The sequence below is a fragment of the Microbacterium sp. Y832 genome, assembly GCF_057669765.1.
This window is the reverse complement of record NZ_JBYHFM010000002.1, coordinates 558329-575734: the sequence shown is the minus strand read 5'-3', so window position 1 is coordinate 575734 and position 17406 is coordinate 558329. Positions and strand designations below refer to the sequence as shown.

Sequence of the window (17406 nt, the reverse complement as noted above, 5' to 3'; positions counted from 1 at the left end):
ATGGCGGTCGTGATGGGCGTCGACTCGTCGACGCAGTCGTGCAAGGTCACGATGATGGATGCCGCGACCCGGCAGCCGGCGGCGCAGGGCCGTGCGGCGCATCCGGACGGCACGTCGGTCGATCCCGAGGCATGGTGGACCGCCCTGCAGGCGGCGATCGCCGAGGCGGGAGGGATGGACGAGGTCGCGGCGTGGGCGATCGGCGGGCAGCAGCACGGCATGGTGGCGCTAGACGCTGACGGTCGGGTGATCCGCGACGCGCTGCTGTGGAACGACACCCGGTCGGCGGGTGCCGCCGCCGAGCTCATCGCCGAGTTCGGCGCCGAGGCCCTCGCCCGGCGGACGGGACTCGTGCCGGTGGCATCCTTCACGATCACGAAGCTCCGATGGTTGCGGGACCACGAGCCCGCCCACGCGGCGCGGGTCGCCGCCGTTGCGCTTCCGCACGACTGGCTCACCTGGCGCCTGCGCGGGTTCGGCCCGCACGACCCCGACTTCGGCGAGCTCGTGACCGACCGCTCCGACGCCTCGGGCACGGGCTACTGGAACCCCGAGACGGGCGACTACGACCGCGAACTGCTCGTCGCGGCGCTCGGCCACGATGCCGTGCTGCCCCGCATCCTCGGCCCTGACGAATGGGTCCTCGACGAGGCCGGACGCCGTGTCGGCCCCGGCGCGGGAGACAACGCCGGTGCGGCCCTCGGCCTCGGGGCCGGCCCCGGCGACGTCGTCGTTTCGATCGGCACGTCGGGGACTGTCTTCGCCGTGAGTGATCGGCGCACGGTCGATCCGACGGGCACGGTGGCAGGGTTCGCGGATGCGACGGGGCGGTTCCTGCCGCTCGTGGCGACCCTCAACGCCGCGCGGGTGCTCGACGTGATCGGCCGACTCCTCGGTGTCGACCACGCCGAACTGTCACGGCTTGCTCTGGCGGCCCCGGCCGGTGCGGGCGGGCTCGCCCTCGCACCGTACTTCGAGGGCGAGCGAACCCCGAACCTGCCCGATGCGACGGCGTCGCTGACCGGGATGACGCTCGCCTCGACGACGCGCGAGAACCTCGCTCGTGCGGGCGTCGAGGGCATGCTCGGCGGACTCGCCGCGGGACTGGATGCACTGCGCGGGCTGGGCGTTCCGCTCGAGCGCGCCCTGCTCACGGGGGGAGGGGCGCAGTCAGAGGCCGTGCGCCGCATCGCGCCGCTCGTGTTCGGGCTGCCCGTCGAGGTGCCCCCGCCGGGCGAGTATGTCGCCCTGGGAGCCGCACGGCAGGCGGCCTCCGTGCTGTCGTCCGTGCCTCGGCCACCCGGTCCGTGAACCACGTCGCCGCTTCAGTGAACGGGCGGCACAATGGCATCGTGGCATCCGACGGCGTCGACGACATCGCGGCGGAGCTGTACGTGCTGCCACCGGGGGAGTTCACGGCGGCGCGCAACGCGCGCGCGACCGGGCCGCACGCGGGCGCGGTCAAAGCACTGCGCAAACCCACCGTTGCCGCATGGGCGGTCAATCTGCTCGTACGCGACGGCCGACTCGCCGAGGCCGTCGAGCTGTCCACGGCGCTGCGCGACGCGCAGGAGGACCTCGACGCTGCGGAGCTCGCGAAACTCGGCCGTCAGCGCCGCGCGCTCGTGGCCGCCCTCACCGATGAAGCCGCCCGGCTCGCCGAGCAGACCGGGGCCGACATCAGCGCCGCCGCGCGCGAGGACGTCCAGAAGACCATCAACGCCGCGATCATGGATGCGGGCGCCGCCTCGGCTGTTCTGACCGGACGACTCGTGAAGCCGCTCGAGGCCGGGGCGATCGACGACCTCGCCGAAGCCGTCGGCGGCTCCCTCGCGGGCATCCCGCAACCGGCGCCCCGCGACGACCTCGCCGAGCGCCGAGCCCGCAAGGCCGCGGCGAAGGCCGCGCGCGAGGCCGATCGGCTCGCGAGTGAGGCCGAGCGAGAGCTCCGCCGCGCCGACGCGCAGCGCGAGAAAGCACAGGAGCGCGTGGGCCACCTGGCCGAGCGCATCGAGGATCTGCGCACCGATCTGCAACGGCTCGAAGCCGACGCCGAGGCCGCCGGCGAACAGCTGCGCCAGCGCGACGCCGAGCACGCCGCCGCTGCCGAACGGGCCCGCGCGGCGGCGAAGAATGCCGCCGCTGCGCACGATGGACTCGACCCGGACTGACGCTCCGTGGCCCCTGCCCGCAGGCCCCGCCGGCGTGACGCGTACGCGCAGCTTCGTCGCCGCGATCGCTTCCCCTCGTCGGAGCGCCCGGGGCATCGCTAATGTGATGCCGTGAACGACCTCGAGGCGACGCTGCTGGTTATCCCCCTACTCGCGGTGCTGGCGCCGATCCTCGCGCGGGGCCTGCACCGCTGGGTGAGTATCCCGATCGTCGTGTTCGAGCTTCTCCTCGGCATCGCGGTCGGTCCGAGCCTGCTCGGCTGGGCCCAGCCTTCGGAGCTCGTCGACACCCTCGCGCAGTTCGGTGTCGCGATGCTGTTCTTCGTCGCGGGGACCGAGATCGATGTCGCCTCGTTCCGGGGCCGCGGAGGCCGCACCGCCGGTGTCGGCTGGCTCGTGAGCCTCACGGCCGGGGTCGCGCTCGGCTGGCTCATCGCCCCGGGTGAAGCCGCCGTCATTATCGGAGTGGCCCTGTGCTCCACCGCCCTCGGCACGATCCTGCCGATCCTGCGCGACGCTGGCGAGCTGCGGACGCCGTTCGGCCGCGCCGTCGGAGCCGTCGGAGCGGTCGGCGAGTTCGGGCCCCTCATCGCCATCTCGATCTTCCTCGGAGGACGCGACCCGGGGCTTTCCACCGTGATCCTCGCGCTTTTCGCCGTCGTGGCCGGCGCGGCGATCTGGCTCGCATTCCGTGTGCCCGTCGGCGCGATGCACCGTGCCGTCAACGCCACCCTGCACACCTCGGGGCAGTTCGCGATCCGCCTCGTCTTCCTCGTGCTCGCAGCCCTCGTGGTTCTGAGCATCGCGCTCGACCTCGACATGCTCCTCGGCGCCTTCGCCGCGGGCATCGTGTGGCGCCTCATGATGCGCGATGCCGAGCCCGCCGACCGCGAGGCGGTCGAGAGCAAGGTCGAGGGCGTCGCCTTCGGATTCCTCATCCCGATCTTCTTCATCTACACCGGCGTCACTTTCGACCTCGACGCCCTGCTCGCCCAGCCCCTGCTCATGGCCGCCGTGCCGGCCACCGCGCTCGTGCTCCTGGTGGTCCGCGGCATCCCATCGATGTTCGCCGCTCCCCGCGGGTCGTCTCGGCGCGACCGCGTCGCCGTCGGGCTCCTCGGGGCGACGGGCCTGCCGATCATCGTGGCGGTCACGGCGATCGGGGTCGCCGAGGGTGTGCTCACGTCAGCCGCTGCCTCGGTGCTCGTCGGCGCGGGCATGCTCTCGGTGCTCGTCTTCCCCCTCGTTGCCATGGCGCTGCGTCGCGCGCCGTCCGTGGCGGCGGTCGCTACAGTCGAGGCGCCAGCGTGAGCGTCGCGGCGATCCTCGGCGACGCGCGTCGACGGCTCGCGGGGGTTCCGCGCGAAGGGCTCGGCGAACTGGTCCAGCCGCGCCGCATCCTCGGGGTCGCTCGGGCGCCGCGGATCGTGCCGCGCGGGTCGGCATGGCGCGTGGGCGTGCTGCTGCTGTCCGAGGACGCGGTATATGCCGTGGGCGACATCCTTCGGTCACGCCAAGAGGTGCGCCGCGGTTTCACGGCCGAGGCGCAGCGACGCCGGGCGGCCCTGGCCGCGGCCGCCCGCCGCGGAGGATTCGCCGAGGGGGCGACCGTGCACCTCGGATGGCGGATGCTGGATCCCGACGCCGTCGATGCCGGGGCGGCATCCGGCCCCCTCACGCTCATCGACGGTGTGCCGAGCGTGAAATGGAGCGCCTCGGGCGGCTATGCGCCGCTGCAGGGATACCTCGATGACCGCGTCGCACTGCTGCTCGAGGGCACACCTGAAGCCTGAGTCCGCCCACGTGTCAAGCCCCTGACGGGGCGCGAGGGTTTCCGTACGCTCGCAGAATGGCCGCGTCATCGAAGGACCTCACCCGCCAGATCGCCGTGATCTCGGCCACCGTCTTCATGGTCATCGCCTCGCTCGTGGGCCAGGGACTGATCGGCGGCACCGCGGTTGCTGACGCGCAGGGCGGTGCGCTCGGATCAGAGGCGACCCTGCTCACCCCCGCCTCGACGGCGTTCGCGATCTGGAGCGCCATCTATGCGCTGATGATCTGGTACGCCATTTGGCAGGCGCTGCCGTCGCAGCGGACGCGTGAGCGCCAGCGCGCCGTCGGCTGGTGGATCGCGCTGTCGGCCGTGCTCAACGGAGTCTGGATCCTCCTCGCCCTATACGCGACGCTGCTCGTGAGCGTCATCGGCATCGTCGCGCTGCTCATCGTGCTGTGCGTCGCCTTCCAGCGCACGGTCGCCTACCCCGCCGAGACCTTCCTCGATTCGTTCGTGACCGATCTGGGCGTGGGGCTGCACCTGGGGTGGGTCTCGCTGGCGACGGCGGCCAACGTGTCCTCCTGGCTCACCGAAGAGGGGCCCGCCGAGTGGGCTGATTACGGGACGCCGCTCGGCGTCGCCGTCGTCATCGCCGTCGGAGTGATCGGGCTCGCCGTCGCATGGCGATCGGGCTGGCACGTGTCCCCCGGCCTCGCCCTCGCGTGGGGCTTGGGCTGGCTCGCATACAACCGGCTGGCGCTCGAACCGCGCGACACCGCGATCGGTGTGACGGCGATCATCGTGGGCGTCCTCGTCATCCTTGTGCCGGTGCTCGCGATGCTCGCGAGCCGCCTCAGCGGCGCTCGCAACGCCTCGGCGTGAGTCAGGCGGGGCCGAACCGCTTCGCGAACGCACGCAAGAGGCGCGGCGGCTCGGTGACGGAGGCCGCCAGCACGCGCCCCGCGACGATGTCGTAGTCGTCGGTGTCGAAGTAGCCGTCGTCGCGGTACACGGCCATCCGATCGACCAGTGCGCGCGGCGTGAGCTCGGGGTGGAACTGCGTCGCATAGAGGTTGTCGCCGACGCGGTACGCCTGCACGGGACAGGCCTCGTTCGTCGCAAGCAGGACCGCGCCGGGAGGAGCGACCGCGGCGCCTTCCTTGTGCGCTGTCAGCGCGGTGAACCGGTGCGCGAGCCCTCCGAAGAGGGGATCGCTCGTGCCGGCGTCGGTGAGCTCGATGACCGTTGGGCCGGTTCCTTCGGGGTGTGCGCGGCTGACCTCACCGCCGAGGAGTCGCGTCACGATGCCGATCCCGTAGCACGTGAACAGTGCCGCCGTGCGGCCTTCGAGCGTGGCCTGGGCGAGCTCGGCGAGTTCGCGCTCGACGCGTAGCTGGGTGTCGGGCTTGGTCGACTCGGGGTCGGTCACGCTGAAAGGGCTGCCGCCGACGACGAATCCGCTGTAGCGGTCGAGGGCGTCTTCGGGCAGGGGCGCCTCGACGAGGTCGTGCTGCGAGATGCCGTCGACGTCAAGTCGCATGCCCGCCCGAAACGACTCGTATTCGGCCTCGGCGGTCTCGCGCTGCGGTCGTACGCAGAGATAGAGCAACGGGGCGTTCGTCATGGCGCGAGTCTAGGTCGAGCCGCTCGCAGTCGCGAGACGGTCACGTCGACGGGATATCCGATGTATCGGAGCAGGTCTTCCGTGCTCTGTATCCGTGTGGACACAATGGGCGTCATGACGCACACCGGGTCTGAGGCATCCGCCCCTGCGACCGAGCCGAGCCGCTGGGAACGAGCCGCCGACCTCTTCGAGCACTGGCGAGACGGCGACAGCCGCGCCATGGACGAACTCGTGCGTCTCATGACACCCGTGCTGTGGCACGTCGTGCGCGGCTACGGACTCGAACGCACGCTCGCCGAAGACGTCGTGCAGACGACCTGGCTGACCCTCGTGCGGGCGCACGCGTCGATCTCGCAGCCACGCGCGGTGGCCGGGTGGCTCACGATGTGCGCCCGCCGTGAAGCGTGGAAGGTCAGCAAACTGCACAGGCGCGTGGACGCCACCGACGCCGACGCGCTCGAACCGCATCTGCCGACGGGCGAATCCGCTGAGCGGACGGCCGTGCGCGACGACGAGACCCGCCGGCTCTGGGCAGGCGTGCGCTCGCTCGACGAGCGTTGCCGTCGACTGCTGCGGGTCGTGGCATTCGAGGAACGCCCCGACTACGCCCGCATCGCCGAAGACCTCGCGATGCCGGTCGGATCGATCGGTCCGACCCGGCAGCGGTGCCTCGGCAAGCTCCGCAAGAAGCTTGAGAGTGACGGATGGGATGAGGGTGCTCATGGCAACTGAGGATTTCGCTGCGGACGCGGCATTGTTCGCACGACTGCGTGGTGTGTGGGATGCCGTGGATCCCGCACCGGCTGACCTCGTCGACCGGATGGTCGCGGCGGTCGCCGTCGCTGACCTCTCGCGCGAGTACTCCTTGCTGACCCTCGTCGAATCGTCCGAGCGCTCGGCCGTGCGCACCGAGAGCGACACATCGACGCTGCAATTCAGCGACGGCACGACGACCGTGCTGCTGCACGTGACGAGAGCGGCCAGGGACAGCCGTCGCGTCGATGGGTGGGTCGATGCCCCTGCGCTGGCGGTGAGTCTGGTCCAGGATGGACACGTGCAGACGACGCAGGCGACCGAGCACGGACGGTTCGCCTTCGCCGACGTCGCCGCCGGTCTCTGGCGGCTGCGGCTCGCGGTGAAAGACGCCGCAGGCGAGTTCCGCGACTTCCAGACCCCGCAGTTCGAGGTCTGACCCCGACGAAAGGCGTGTTCATGGCGGACGACTCCGGCTTCCGGTCCTGGCGGGAGCGCGAAGCGGCCGCACTGGCTCGCGGCGTCGCGCTGGATCCACGGCGCGACCCGGTTCCCGGGATTCCGGCGTTCGGCACGGTGTACGCAGCAGGCCACCTGATCATCTCGGGCGAACCCGACGACGCGTACGCGACGCTGCGCGATGCGGGCGCCGAGCTCGGCTGGGACGTCGAGCTCGAGCCGATCCGCACGAGCGGTGAGCAACTCACCCGCGCGCGCATCGTCGAGGCGCCGAGGCCTCAGCGTGACGACGAGCCCGTGCCGCCGGTCGACGCATGGCGGCTGTTGCAGCATGCGCGTCGGCGCTCGCTCGAGCCGCGCGCCAAGAAGAGAGGGCGCCGCGAGGGAGAGAAGCTGGCCGACGCGAGGCGCCGTATCTCGCTCGCGGCATCGCGGTCCCTCGACCGGCCGGTGCGCGATCGGACCGCGGAGTCCGAGCGCGACGCCATCGCGGGCGACGAGGCACTGCGACGCACGGGCTTGGACCACGTGCTGTCGGTCGCTCCGATCGGGCTCAATCCGCACGGCAAGACGAATCCGCACGGCAAGACGAACCCGCACGGCAAGACCAATCCGCATGGCAAGACGAACCCGTCGGGCACCGACGGGTACGCCTACCCGGGTTCGGGCGGCCTCGAGGTCGTCGACTACATCGGCCCGGGTCCTGTGCGCACCGCGTCGCTCGCCCGGGGCGGGCGACGCCCCGTCATCGCGTTCTTCGATACCGGATGCGGCGTACACGAGCCGTGGCTGCCGGCCGAGACCGGGTTCCGCGACGTCGTCCGGCGACGCGTGCCGTCGCCCACGCGCCCGGGTGAGGTGATCGGCGTCGAGAACCCACTGACCGACCCCGAGGTGTACGGCGATCAGGCGGGTCCGCGCGACGGTTACCTCGACGACGCGGCCGGCCACGGCACATTCGTCGCCGGCATCCTGCGTCAGGTCTGTCCCGAGGCCGATCTCGTCTCGATCCGGGTCGCCGACAGCAACGGCACGGTGCTCGAGAGCGAGCTCATCGACGCGGTCGAAGAACTCGTGGTGTGGGGCCGGAGCAACCCGCTCGACGTCGTCAATCTGTCGCTCGGCTACTACCACGAGACCCCCGAGGACGGCCTGTTCTCGCTGCGGCTCTATGACGCGCTGCGCCGCCTGCGCGCCCTCGGCGTCGTGGTCGTGTGCTCGGCGGGCAACGATGCGACCGACCGGCCGATCTTCCCCGCGGCGCTGTACGGGTGGGGTGACCCCGACCTCGGCATCGACGAGAAGAAAGGGCTCGCCCGACACCTCGCGGTGGGGGCGCTCAATCCCCAGCGCACGTCGGTCGCGCTGTACAGCAACATCGGAGCGTGGGTGAACGTCTACGGCCGCGGCACGTCGGTGCTGAGCGCCTTTCCCGCGCTGACGGGCGGTATGCAGTCGGGCTCGCGTGCCGACCTGCTCGGGCGCCGTCGGCAGAGCCTCGATCCCGATGACTACTCGGCGGGGTACGCGATCTGGAGCGGCACCTCGTTCGCCGCCCCGTACGTTGCCGCGCGCGTCGCCGCGTCGCTCGCGCCCGGGCTCATGGCGAACGCGGCGCACAGGCCGCGCGATGTCGTCGGAAAGGCGCTGGAAGGGATCGCGGCCGAGGACCGCTCGCGCATCGAGTCCTGACGATGCGCGGCCCGCCCCGACGGGCCATCATGGGGACCGTGACCTCGAGCGCCGAACACCTCTCTGCGCGCGGCGTCGAACTCGTCAACGCGGGTCGGTACACCGCAGCGCGGGCGGTGCTGACGGATGCCGCCGCCGCAGCCGCGCGCGAGGGCGACAGCGACATGCAGGCCAAGGTCGCCGGCACGACGGCGTACCTGCTCGCGCGACGAGGTGACGTCGACGGTGGTGTGGCGCTGTGCCGCGAGGCGCTCGCGCGTCCCGGCCTCAGCGCGGAGACGCGCGCGATCCTCGCCGGGCAGATGGGCGCCCTCGAGCTCGAGCGAGGGGCACTGGACAGCGCCGTCTCGTGGCTCACCGACGCGATCGACGCGTTCGACGGTGATTCCGTGCGCGCGGCCAACATGCGCATGAACCGCAGCGTGGCCGACATGCAGCGCGGACGGTGGGAGGACGCCGCCGCCGATCTGCACTGGGCCGAAGCGGCGTATCGCGCCGCGGGGCGCCCGCGCGAAGCCGAGCAGGCGGTGCACAACCGCGGGTACATCGCGATGCTCGCCGGCGACCTCGTCACGGCGCTGTCGCTCATGCAGGCGGTGCGGGAGCCGCTCAATGAGGTGTCGGACTTCTGGGCAGCCGTCAACGAGATCGACCACGCCGAAGTGCTGCGGGACGCGGGCCTGCAGACCGAGGCCGAACACGCCCTCACCCACGTCGCGAGCGCGCTCGGACGCCACCGCGCCCCGGGGGAGCGGGCGCGTGCCGAGTACCAGCTTGCGCGCTCGCTGCTCGACCATGACCCCGGCCGTGCCGCCGCGGTCGCCCTCGCATCGGCGCGCCGGTTCCGCGGTCAGGGCAGCCACGCCTGGGCGGCCCGTGCCGACGGCATCCGACTGCGGGCACGTCTCTCGCGCGGTCGCCTCGACCGCACCGGAACGCCGCTCGCGGTCGGTCGCGCCCCGTCGCCGGGCGCCGTCGTGGTCGTCGCTGACGCGCTGGAGGAGCACGGGTTTCCGCACGATGCCGCCGCCCTGCGGCTGACCGCGGCCCTGGCCGCACTGCGCCGGGGCGAAGAACCCGGCATCCGGGTACCGCGCCTGCGGCCGGGCGCACCGCTGGAGACCGCCCTGCTGACGCACGAGGTCGCCGCCGAGCGTGCTCGGCGCGACGGACGTGAGAGCGTCGCACGCCGGCGCGCTGCCCGGGGCATCGAGGCGCTCGAGCAGTCCCAGCGGCTCGGCGCGAGCCTCGAGCAGTCGGGGTCGATCGCTCGGCAAGGACTCGGGCTCATCGTGACGGGGCTCGCGTCGGCGCTGCGGTCGCGGCGGCCCGACGTCGTGTTCGAGTGGTCGGAACGCTCGCGGCACCTGCACACGCAGGTCGTGCCTCTGAGGCCGCCGCCCGATCCGGTGCTGGCCGCCGAGCTCGAAGAGCTGCGTCGCATCCGCCTCGCCGACCCCGACGGGGACTGGCTCGCCGACGCGCGCGTCGATGTGCTGCGCGCCCGTGCCCGCGAGCGGCAATGGGCGGCCATGCGAACGGCGGCCGTGCACGACCGCGTCACGCTCGCTGCGGCCCGCGCGGCTCTCAGCGAGGACACCGTGCTCGTGTCCTTCGTCTTCGACGGGCGGTCGCTCGTCTCCCTCGTCGCCGATCGCACCTCCGAGCGGCTCGTCGACCTCGACGCGGCGGGTGTGCGGACCGCGATCGAGGGGCTGCGCGCCGACCTCGACGTCTCAGCCGCGGTGCGCTCGGGTCCGATGGCGGGGGTCGTGCAGCACGCGCTCGCGAGGCGCCTCGAGCAGCTCTCGCGCGAGACGGTGGGCAAGGTGCTGGCGGACGCGGGCGATCCGGCGCGCGTCGTACTCACGGCTCCCGGGCTGCTCACCGGCATCCCGTGGACGATGCTGCCCGCCATGCAGGGGCGCGCGCTCACGATCGCGCCGTCGGCGTCGCGGTGGGTGGCCGAGTCGAGGTCGAGCGCGCGACGGGTGGGAAGTGCCGTGTTCGTCGCCGGGCCGCGCGTCGCCCGCGGCGACGAAGAGGTGCTCACGGCGGCCGATGCGTGGGACGAGCGCATCGTGCTGCGCGGCGGCGAAGCGACGGTCGCCGCGCTGGCGGCGTCGGCGGCGACCGCCGACGTGCTGCACGTCGCGGCGCACGGCCGGCACGCAGCCGACCATCCGCTCTTCTCGGGGCTCGAACTGGCCGACGGCACGCTGTTCGGGTACGACGTCGACCTCATTCCCGAGGTGCCGCAGACGGTCGTGCTGTCGGCGTGCGAAGTCGGCCGCTCAACCGTGAGGTGGGGCGAGGAGGCGGTCGGCATGACCCGCGTGTGGTTGCACGCCGGCGCGCGCGCCGTGGTCGCAGCGCCCGTCGTCGTGGCTGACGACATCGCCTGCGAACTGCTCGCCGCGATGCACGCGGGCCTCGCAGTGGGCGAGAGTCCGTCCGTGGCGCTCGCGTCGGCGACCTCGCGCACCGGGATCATGGCGCCCTTCCAAGTGCACGGCACGGGGTTCTGAAAGTTCGGGCGGCATGTATCACCGCCGCAGGACCCCGCTCTTCTCCTAGCGGACGGTCCATGCCGGTGAGGCTCAGGGGTTTCTCGCCGTCGGGGGCACCGAAGACTCTGGGGCGCACGATCCGTGCGTGTCATCGGGGATCGATCCATCGGGGGATGTCGCGGTTCGGCTTCGCTCGCGGCATCCCCCGGATACCGCTCTCCCGTTGGCTCGCCGCTCGATCGATCTCGGCGCGCGCGGTCAGGTGCGGGACGAGTTCGCGGTGCGACCGCGCACGATGCCGACGAAGGTCTCGACCGACGGCGTCGTGCGATCGGCGACCCAGGCCAGCGCCACGGTCGAGGATGGGCCGTCGCGCAGCGGTCGTGCAGCGGCGTCCTTGCGCTGGTGCATCCGGGCCAGCGACATCGGCACGATGACGATGCCGACGCCGGCGGCGACCGTCGCGATGGCCTCCTCGGTCGTCGCGGGCGGCGCGAACACCGGTGCGACGGCACCCGGCACCGTCGTGTGCAGCACGTCGTCGAGAGGCGTGATGAGCACCTCGCCCACGAGGTCGTCGAGCGTCAGTTCATCAGCCGCCGTGAGATGCGACTCGCTCGAGGTCACGACGACGGGAACCTCGTCGTAGAGCGAGATGACGTGCAGGTCGTCGCGCTCGATCGGCAGCCGTACGAGGGCCGCGTCGACGTCGCCCGCCATGAGGGCCGCGCGCTGATCCGGGACGGCGAGCGGCACGAGGTCGATGGGCTGGCGAGGCATCCGCTCGATCCAACGGTCGATCCACGTGCCCGGCGTCGCGCCGGGGATCAGGCCGAGGCGGAACGGCCGGGCAGGAGGTTCGGGTGCGGCGGCCGGCGCGGGCGCCGGCTTACGGCGCGGGCTCGCGGATGCCGCGCGTCTCGGTCTCTGCGCCGGTTTGCGCCCGCCGCCTCGCGGATTGCCGCCCTTCGCCATGTGCTCCAGCGTATCGGCGTGAGCGGCGGCATCCGTTCGCCGCGGTGACGGCGCGACAGATCAGCGCGCGTTCTTCTCGCCCCGGTGGTCGAGAGCGCTGGCGATGAGCGGCGTCGCGAGAGCCGCCGACACCATCAGGATCCCGAGCACGAAAAGCAGCGGGGCGAACTCGGGGATGTTGAACGACAGGCCCGTGACGTACATGCCGCCCACGAGCAAGATGAAACTCAACGCAAACAACATTGCGCCACCTCCTTGGTTTTTCTCACTCTAGGGGTGGCGCGTCGCCAGGGCCAGCACGGCGGTGACACCGTCACGGGCAGTGCATGAGGGGCTTGGGCCCGGACCGGTCGAACGTGTGCTGGTTGACGGGGTGGCCGCACAGCGGGCAGGCGCGTTCGGCGCGTGCTGCCGAACTCGGCGGCGGCGTGGTCTCGTAGGGTCCCACCGAGGCGGGGCCGGCCAACCGGATCAGCCGTGAGTTCCACCAGGCGTACCAGCCGCCGGCGGCCTTCACGCGCTCACGGAACGAGCGCGGCGGTTCGTGGGGATCGGTCGTCATGATGGTTAGTGTACTAATGATCTGTGTGCGATACAGTCCGGGCATGAGTTTCCCGTCTACAGAAGCCGATGACGACCTGCTTCTGCTCGAGAACCAGCTGTGCTTCGCGATCGTGACCGCTGCCCGCAACATCGTTGCGCTCTACCGACCCGTGCTCGAGCCGCTCGGCCTCACTCATCCGCAGTACCTGGTGATGCTCGCCCTCTGGGAGCGCTCGCCCCGATCGCTGCGCGGTCTCGCCGACGATCTGGCGATGGAGCCGGCGACTCTCTCGCCGCTCGTGAAACGACTCGAAGCACAGGGGCGCGTGACCCGGTCACGCAGAGCAGACGACGAGCGCATGCTGGACATCGCCCTCACCGATGCAGGTCGCTCGCTGCGCACGCAGGCACTGCGGGTGCCCGAGCAGATCCTCGAGGCCGTGCACATGGACGTCGCCGACCTCGAGCGGTTGCGCGACGGACTCATTCCCTTCGCGGGACGCCGCTACCCGGAGTGACGTCGGCTGCACGGCGGCGCTTGCGGACGGGTCAGCGGTAGCCTATCGTTTTTCGATAGATCATTGCCGTATATCGATAGGTAGCCCATGAACCGCGCCACGATCGTCTGCCTCAAAGCCCTCATCGCCGTGCTCATCGGCCTGCTGCTGTTCTGCCAGGTGCTCGTCATCCCGGCGACCGCGGCCGCCATGGCCGACCGCTACCCCGAGCTGGCGCAGCTGCAGATCCCGGGCATCCTCATCGGGACCGTGTTCACGCTGTGCGCGCAGGTGCTGCTCGTCTGCGTGTGGCGGCTGCTGTCGCTCGTCGGCGTCGACAGCATCTTCACGCCGCGTGCGTTCGTCTGGGTCGACGTCGCGCTCGCGGTCGTGGTCGTGGCATCCCTGCTCGTCGTCGCAGCCCTCGCCCTGCTGTGGGCTGCCGGCGCCGCGCCGCCGTCGATCGCCATCCTCTGCCTCATCGGCATCGTCGTCGGTGCGGGACTGTCGCTCCTGATCGTCGTGCTGCGCGGGCTGCTGCGCAAGGCGACGCAGCTCGAGCAGGACCTGTCGGAGGTCGTGTGATGCCCATCATCATCAACCTCGACGTCGAGCTCGCGAAGAAGAAGATGTCGGTCGGCGACTTCGCCGCCGCGATCGACATCACCCCCGCGAACGTCGCGGTGCTGAAGAACGGCCGGGCCAAGGCCATCCGCTTCACGACGCTCGACGCGATCTGCCGCGTGCTCGACTGTCAGCCCGGCGACATCCTGCAGTGGGTCGACGACGATCCGGAGTCCCCGTGAGCACCGTCGCGATCCGGCCGGGGTGGAGTGAGGCGGCCATCGCCCATCTCGACGATCAGCTGTCCTGCCCGCGCTGCGGATTCCGCGTCGATGAGCAGTACTGCCGCCGCTGCGGAGCCGACTTCACCGGCACGATCGGGGCAGAGCTGTGGGATGCCTCGCAGACGGCCTCGGCCGCCCTTCGCGCTCGTCAGGCGGTGCTCGACCGCGTGCCCTCGCGCGTCGCCGCTCCGCGCCTCGCACCGGCGTCCGCCGCTGCGCGCACCCTGACGCCCGCCACGCCGGCGGGGGCCAGTGCGACCGTGCAGTCCGTCCTCGCCGTCGCGGGGGCCGGGCTCGTCGCCGTCGCCGCCGTCGTCTTCACGTTCTTCAACCCCGACCTCACCGACCCGCTCGCGCGCGGCCTGATCGTCGCCGCCGTGACCGTCGTCTTCCTCGCCGGCGCTGCCGTGCTCGTGCGCCGCGGCCTGCGGTTCTCGGCCGAAGCGGTCGGCGGGCTCGGTGTCGTCTTCGTCGCGCTCGATGTGCGTGCCCTCGCGCTCGCGGCGCCCGGTGCCGAATGGGGTGTCGCGGCCGGGACCACCCTCGTCGTCGGCGCGGTGCTTGCGGCCGCTGCCCTCGCGCTGCGGCTGCGCGCCTGGCTGTGGGCATCGCTCGTCGCGCTCGCCCTCGTGCCGGCCATGATCGGCGCGGCCGCCACCGCGCCCGTGCTCGGCGCCCTCGGCACGGCGCTCGCGGCGTTCGCCCTGCTCGCGCTCACGCCACGTTTCGCCGCGCGGCTGTCGACGACGCTGCGCACAGAGCGGGTGAGCCTCACGGCCCTCGAATTCGGCGCGATCCTGCTCGCCCCCGTGCAGGGCGTGTTCTTCGGGGCGTTCCCCGCCGACGCGATCGCCCCGGCGCTGTGCGGCGTGCTCGCGGCATCCGCCCTGCTCGCCGTGTTCTCGACGCGACACCCGGCGCGCCGGATGTGGAGCTTCACAGCGGGGCTCCTCGGCACCGCGGCGGTCGTCGTGCTGCCCTTCACGGTGCTTCCCGTGAGCACGTGGTGGGTGACGGCACTGACCGCAGCCGCCGTCGTGGGCGCCATCACGGTCGCCGTGCTCGCGCCGATGCCCTCGGCGGTCGCGCGCGGCGCCCTCGCGGGCGGCGCGATCGCCACCGTCGCTGTCACGGCCGTCCCGCCGACGATGGCCGCGGCGATCTTCGGCGGCGCGGCGGTGCTCGGCACCGACATGCTCTCGGCCGACGATCCGGCATCGATCGCCGTCGCGCTCGGTTCGCTCGCTGTCGGCCTCGTCATGTTCGCGCTGCTGCGCGAGCGCCTGCACGGCCCGCACGTGCGTGCCGACGGCATGACGGTGCCGACCGGCACGCGCTGGGTCGGCTACCTCGGCCTCTGGTACGCCGCGATCGCCGTGCTCACCGTCATGACGATCCCCACCATCACGGTGCCCGGTCGCGTCGCGCTGGGACTCGCCGTCGCCGCCGCCGTGAGTCTCATGACCTTCCGGATGCCGCGGCTGCGGCCCGTCGCCGTGCGAACACCGCTCGTGGTCGGCGCGCACGTGCTCGTGCTCTTCGCGCTGATCCTGTCGTGGCGCGAGAGCGCGCTCGCGGTCGCGGCGGGCGTCTTCGTCGTCGCAGCGATCGGCGCGCTCGCGCTCTCCGTTTCGGCTCGGGCCCGGTTCGTGCACGTGGGGGTCGCGTACGCGTACGCGCTCATCGTGCTGGCGACGGCGCTCGGACTGGCCGGTGCCGGCGACATCGCCCGCCTGTGCCTGACGACGTCGGCGGGCGCCGTCGTCGCGATCGTCGTGACGTTCGTCGGCCGTATCGGCGTGCGGGCGTGGCATGCGATCCTCGTCGTGACCGCCGTGCCCTTCCTGATCGGCGTCGCGCAGGTCGTGTTCGAGCGCAGCGGCTGGACGGCGCTGTCGACCGGGCTCATCTTCCTGCTCGCGCTCACCCTCGTGACGACTCGCCGCGCGGGGCTCGGCACGGTGCTGCGCCTCGCGGCCGCTGCCGTGCTCGTTCCGGCGCTCGCCGTCGTCGTGGTGTGCCTCGGCGCACAGCTGTTGGTCGGAAGCGGGTCGCCGGTCGTGCTGCCCGTCGTCGCTGTCATCGTCGCGGTCGCGCTCGCCAGCGGATCCGTCGTACACGCCGGTCTCGCGCCTCGCGTGGGGGAGCGCGACGCCGCGCTCGTGCGCATCGCGGTCGAGGCGTCCGCCCTCGTGACGGCCGCGATCGCCGTGCTGCTCTCGGTGCTGCGCGCCGCCGCGGGCGCCGAGACGGCCCTCGTCGTCCTGACGATCCTCGGCGTCGGAGGTCTCGCGACCGCGGTCGGAGCGGGCCGTCGGTACGGATGGTGGTTCGCGGGGGCCGCTTTCACGGGCGCACTGTGGAGCGTCTGGCAGCTGACCGGTGTCACCCTCGTCGAGGCATATCTGCTGCCGCCCGCGCTCGCCGCTGCCGTCGTGGGCGCCGTGCTGACCGTGCTCGGGATGCGCGGCGTCCGGCTGTACGCGGTCGGGCTGTTCGCCGCGATCGCGCCCGTGCTCGTGCTCGCCGCCGTCGTCGGCCCTTCGGTCCGGGCTCTCGCCCTCGTCGGCGCGGCGTGGGTGCTGCTACTGATCGGCGCGGCATCCCGCGGGCGGATGCGACGGCTTCGACCTGTGACGCTCGCGGCGGTCATCGTCGCGGGCGCGGCGGGAGCCGTCGCCGGTGTGCGGCTGGGTCTGGGGCTCGACACGGCGCCGATCGCGGGGCCGCTCGTGCTCGTGTGCCTCGGCGTCGCCGCCGCGGGAGCGCTGCCGTCGCTGCTCGCGGGTCGCAGCCTGCGCCGGTCCGCGGCGGCGCGAACCCGGTGGCTCACCGCCCCGGCGTTTGCGATGCTCGCCGTGGGCACGTGGCCCGCGATCGAGCGTGACTGGCTCACGATCTGGACGATGTGGGGCCTCATGCTCGCCCTGCTCGTCGCCGTCGTCGTCATCGCCCGCCGCGGTATGCGCGGCGAGACGGCTCTGCCGCCGGTCTGGTTCGTCTTCGCGCTCGCCTTCGCGACGGCCGTCGTCGCGTGGAGTCCGCGCGACCTGCGCGTCGAGTGGTTCTCGCTGCCGCTCGGCGTCGCCCTGCTGGCGGCCGGGGCGTGGGCGTTGTCATCGACGGATGCCGCGGGTCGCGGCATCCGCTCACTGGGCGCATGGCCTGCCGGTTTCCGCGGGTCGTGGGCGCTGCTCGCGCCGGGGCTTGGCGTGCTGCTGAGCGCGTCGATCGCGGCGACGTTCACCGACCCGCTGACGTGGCGGGCGATCCTCGTCATCGCGCTCGCACTGCTCGCGATCCTCGTGGGGGCGTCTCAGCGCCTCGCGGCGCCGTTCCTCATCGGCATCGTCGTGCTGCCGGTCGAGAACGTCTTCGCGTTCGTCGTGCAGATCGGTCGCGGAATCGAGTCGATGCCGTGGTGGATCACGCTCGCCGTCGTCGGCGCCGTGCTGCTCATCATTGCGGTGACCTACGAGCGCCGCGCGGGCGAGCAGTCGGGCCTGGCCGCACGCCTGCGCGATCTCGCGTGAGATACGGACGGTTCGGGTGGGCCTGGG

The 17406-nt window shown here is 72.2% G+C and carries 17 protein-coding genes; 13 read left to right on the top strand and 4 right to left on the bottom strand.

Features of this window, described 5'->3' with window-relative positions; translation table 11 throughout:
* The 5 genes from AC25YV_RS05505 to AC25YV_RS05485 all read left to right on the top strand — a co-directional run bounded on the left by AC25YV_RS05505 (window position 1) and on the right by AC25YV_RS05485 (window position 4827).
* Window positions 1–1311 carry a xylulokinase gene (locus AC25YV_RS05505; RefSeq protein ID WP_488122824.1) on the top strand — a complete coding sequence of 437 codons (1311 nt, stop codon included), beginning with the start codon at window positions 1–3 and terminating at the stop codon, window positions 1309–1311.
* A 41-nt stretch (window positions 1312–1352) separates the two neighbouring features.
* A complete protein-coding gene (locus tag AC25YV_RS05500) occupies window positions 1353–2171 on the top strand; it encodes a transposase (RefSeq protein ID WP_488122823.1) in 819 nt (272 codons plus the stop codon).
* Between the two features lie 111 nt (window positions 2172–2282).
* On the top strand, window positions 2283–3482 hold the full coding sequence (locus tag AC25YV_RS05495) for a cation:proton antiporter (RefSeq protein WP_488122822.1): 1200 nt from the start codon (window positions 2283–2285) through the stop codon (window positions 3480–3482).
* The gene (locus tag AC25YV_RS05490) at window positions 3479–3964 is read left to right on the top strand and encodes a glutaminase (protein WP_488122821.1); all 486 of its coding nucleotides are present in this window, start codon (window positions 3479–3481) and stop codon (window positions 3962–3964) included. The genes AC25YV_RS05495 and AC25YV_RS05490 overlap by 4 nt, the downstream gene beginning before the upstream one ends.
* A gap of 56 nt (window positions 3965–4020) precedes the next feature.
* Window positions 4021–4827, top strand: a complete 807-nt coding sequence (locus AC25YV_RS05485) for a tryptophan-rich sensory protein (protein WP_488122820.1) — start codon at window positions 4021–4023, stop codon at window positions 4825–4827.
* 1 nt (window position 4828) lies between these two features.
* On the opposite strand, the gene AC25YV_RS05480 is transcribed toward AC25YV_RS05485, so the two are convergent.
* The gene (locus AC25YV_RS05480; protein ID WP_488122819.1) at window positions 4829–5569 is read right to left on the bottom strand and encodes a glutamine amidotransferase-related protein; all 741 of its coding nucleotides are present in this window, start codon (window positions 5567–5569) and stop codon (window positions 4829–4831) included.
* Between the two features lie 114 nt (window positions 5570–5683).
* Here AC25YV_RS05480 and AC25YV_RS05475 point away from each other — a divergent pair, with 114 nt between their 5' ends.
* Genes AC25YV_RS05475 through AC25YV_RS05460 form a run of 4 tightly spaced genes read left to right on the top strand, consistent with a single transcriptional unit; the run spans window position 5684 to window position 11001 of the window.
* Window positions 5684–6301 (top strand): RNA polymerase sigma factor, encoded by a 618-nt coding sequence (locus AC25YV_RS05475; protein WP_488122818.1) that lies wholly within the window; start codon window positions 5684–5686, stop codon window positions 6299–6301.
* Window positions 6291–6761 (top strand): hypothetical protein, encoded by a 471-nt coding sequence (locus AC25YV_RS05470; protein WP_488122817.1) that lies wholly within the window; start codon window positions 6291–6293, stop codon window positions 6759–6761. Before AC25YV_RS05475 ends, AC25YV_RS05470 begins: the two co-directional genes overlap by 11 nt.
* A gap of 20 nt (window positions 6762–6781) precedes the next feature.
* Window positions 6782–8473 (top strand): S8 family peptidase, encoded by a 1692-nt coding sequence (locus tag AC25YV_RS05465; RefSeq protein WP_488122816.1) that lies wholly within the window; start codon window positions 6782–6784, stop codon window positions 8471–8473.
* A 29-nt stretch (window positions 8474–8502) separates the two neighbouring features.
* Window positions 8503–11001 (top strand): CHAT domain-containing protein, encoded by a 2499-nt coding sequence (locus tag AC25YV_RS05460; RefSeq protein ID WP_488122815.1) that lies wholly within the window; start codon window positions 8503–8505, stop codon window positions 10999–11001.
* Window positions 11002–11241: 240 nt separating this feature from the next.
* Here AC25YV_RS05460 and AC25YV_RS05455 read toward each other — a convergent pair whose 3' ends face one another.
* The 3 genes from AC25YV_RS05455 to AC25YV_RS05445 form a co-directional block, all read right to left on the bottom strand.
* On the bottom strand, window positions 11242–11958 hold the full coding sequence (locus AC25YV_RS05455) for a LysR family substrate-binding domain-containing protein (RefSeq protein WP_488122814.1): 717 nt from the start codon (window positions 11956–11958) through the stop codon (window positions 11242–11244).
* Between the two features lie 60 nt (window positions 11959–12018).
* A complete protein-coding gene (locus AC25YV_RS05450; RefSeq protein ID WP_488122813.1) occupies window positions 12019–12189 on the bottom strand; it encodes a hypothetical protein in 171 nt (56 codons plus the stop codon).
* 82 nt (window positions 12190–12271) lie between these two features.
* Complete coding sequence (locus AC25YV_RS05445) at window positions 12272–12520, bottom strand: hypothetical protein (protein ID WP_488122812.1); 249 nt, start codon at window positions 12518–12520, stop codon at window positions 12272–12274.
* Window positions 12521–12563: 43 nt separating this feature from the next.
* On the opposite strand from AC25YV_RS05445, the gene AC25YV_RS05440 reads away from it, so the two are divergent.
* From AC25YV_RS05440 to AC25YV_RS05425, 4 genes are all read left to right on the top strand, one after another.
* Window positions 12564–13019 (top strand): MarR family winged helix-turn-helix transcriptional regulator, encoded by a 456-nt coding sequence (locus tag AC25YV_RS05440; protein WP_488122811.1) that lies wholly within the window; start codon window positions 12564–12566, stop codon window positions 13017–13019.
* Between the two features lie 87 nt (window positions 13020–13106).
* On the top strand, window positions 13107–13583 hold the full coding sequence (locus tag AC25YV_RS05435) for a DUF2975 domain-containing protein (RefSeq protein WP_488122810.1): 477 nt from the start codon (window positions 13107–13109) through the stop codon (window positions 13581–13583).
* Complete coding sequence (locus AC25YV_RS05430) at window positions 13583–13804, top strand: helix-turn-helix domain-containing protein (RefSeq protein WP_488122809.1); 222 nt, start codon at window positions 13583–13585, stop codon at window positions 13802–13804. Before AC25YV_RS05435 ends, AC25YV_RS05430 begins: the two co-directional genes overlap by 1 nt.
* Window positions 13801–17379: an SCO7613 C-terminal domain-containing membrane protein gene (locus AC25YV_RS05425; RefSeq protein ID WP_488122808.1), complete on the top strand. Its 3579-nt coding sequence runs from the start codon at window positions 13801–13803 to the stop codon at window positions 17377–17379. Before AC25YV_RS05430 ends, AC25YV_RS05425 begins: the two co-directional genes overlap by 4 nt.
* Window positions 17380–17406 lie beyond the last annotated feature (27 nt).

What these genes read in the sequence shown, in the direction of transcription:
- AC25YV_RS05460 (WP_488122815.1), top strand. Translation starts at nt 8,503, where the DNA reads ATGGGGACCGTGACCTCGAGCGCCGAACACCTCTCTGCGCGCGGCGTC.
- AC25YV_RS05485 (WP_488122820.1), top strand. Translation starts at nt 4,021, where the DNA reads ATGGCCGCGTCATCGAAGGACCTCACCCGCCAGATCGCCGTGATCTCG.
- AC25YV_RS05435 (WP_488122810.1), top strand. Translation starts at nt 13,107, where the DNA reads ATGAACCGCGCCACGATCGTCTGCCTCAAAGCCCTCATCGCCGTGCTC.
- AC25YV_RS05470 (WP_488122817.1), top strand. Translation starts at nt 6,291, where the DNA reads ATGGCAACTGAGGATTTCGCTGCGGACGCGGCATTGTTCGCACGACTG.
- AC25YV_RS05455 (WP_488122814.1), bottom strand. Translation starts at nt 11,958, where the DNA reads ATGGCGAAGGGCGGCAATCCGCGAGGCGGCGGGCGCAAACCGGCGCAG.
- AC25YV_RS05430 (WP_488122809.1), top strand. Translation starts at nt 13,583, where the DNA reads ATGCCCATCATCATCAACCTCGACGTCGAGCTCGCGAAGAAGAAGATG.
- AC25YV_RS05440 (WP_488122811.1), top strand. Translation starts at nt 12,564, where the DNA reads ATGAGTTTCCCGTCTACAGAAGCCGATGACGACCTGCTTCTGCTCGAG.
- AC25YV_RS05480 (WP_488122819.1), bottom strand. Translation starts at nt 5,569, where the DNA reads ATGACGAACGCCCCGTTGCTCTATCTCTGCGTACGACCGCAGCGCGAG.
- AC25YV_RS05465 (WP_488122816.1), top strand. Translation starts at nt 6,782, where the DNA reads ATGGCGGACGACTCCGGCTTCCGGTCCTGGCGGGAGCGCGAAGCGGCC.
- AC25YV_RS05445 (WP_488122812.1), bottom strand. Translation starts at nt 12,520, where the DNA reads ATGACGACCGATCCCCACGAACCGCCGCGCTCGTTCCGTGAGCGCGTG.
- AC25YV_RS05475 (WP_488122818.1), top strand. Translation starts at nt 5,684, where the DNA reads ATGACGCACACCGGGTCTGAGGCATCCGCCCCTGCGACCGAGCCGAGC.
- AC25YV_RS05505 (WP_488122824.1), top strand. Translation starts at nt 1, where the DNA reads ATGGCGGTCGTGATGGGCGTCGACTCGTCGACGCAGTCGTGCAAGGTC.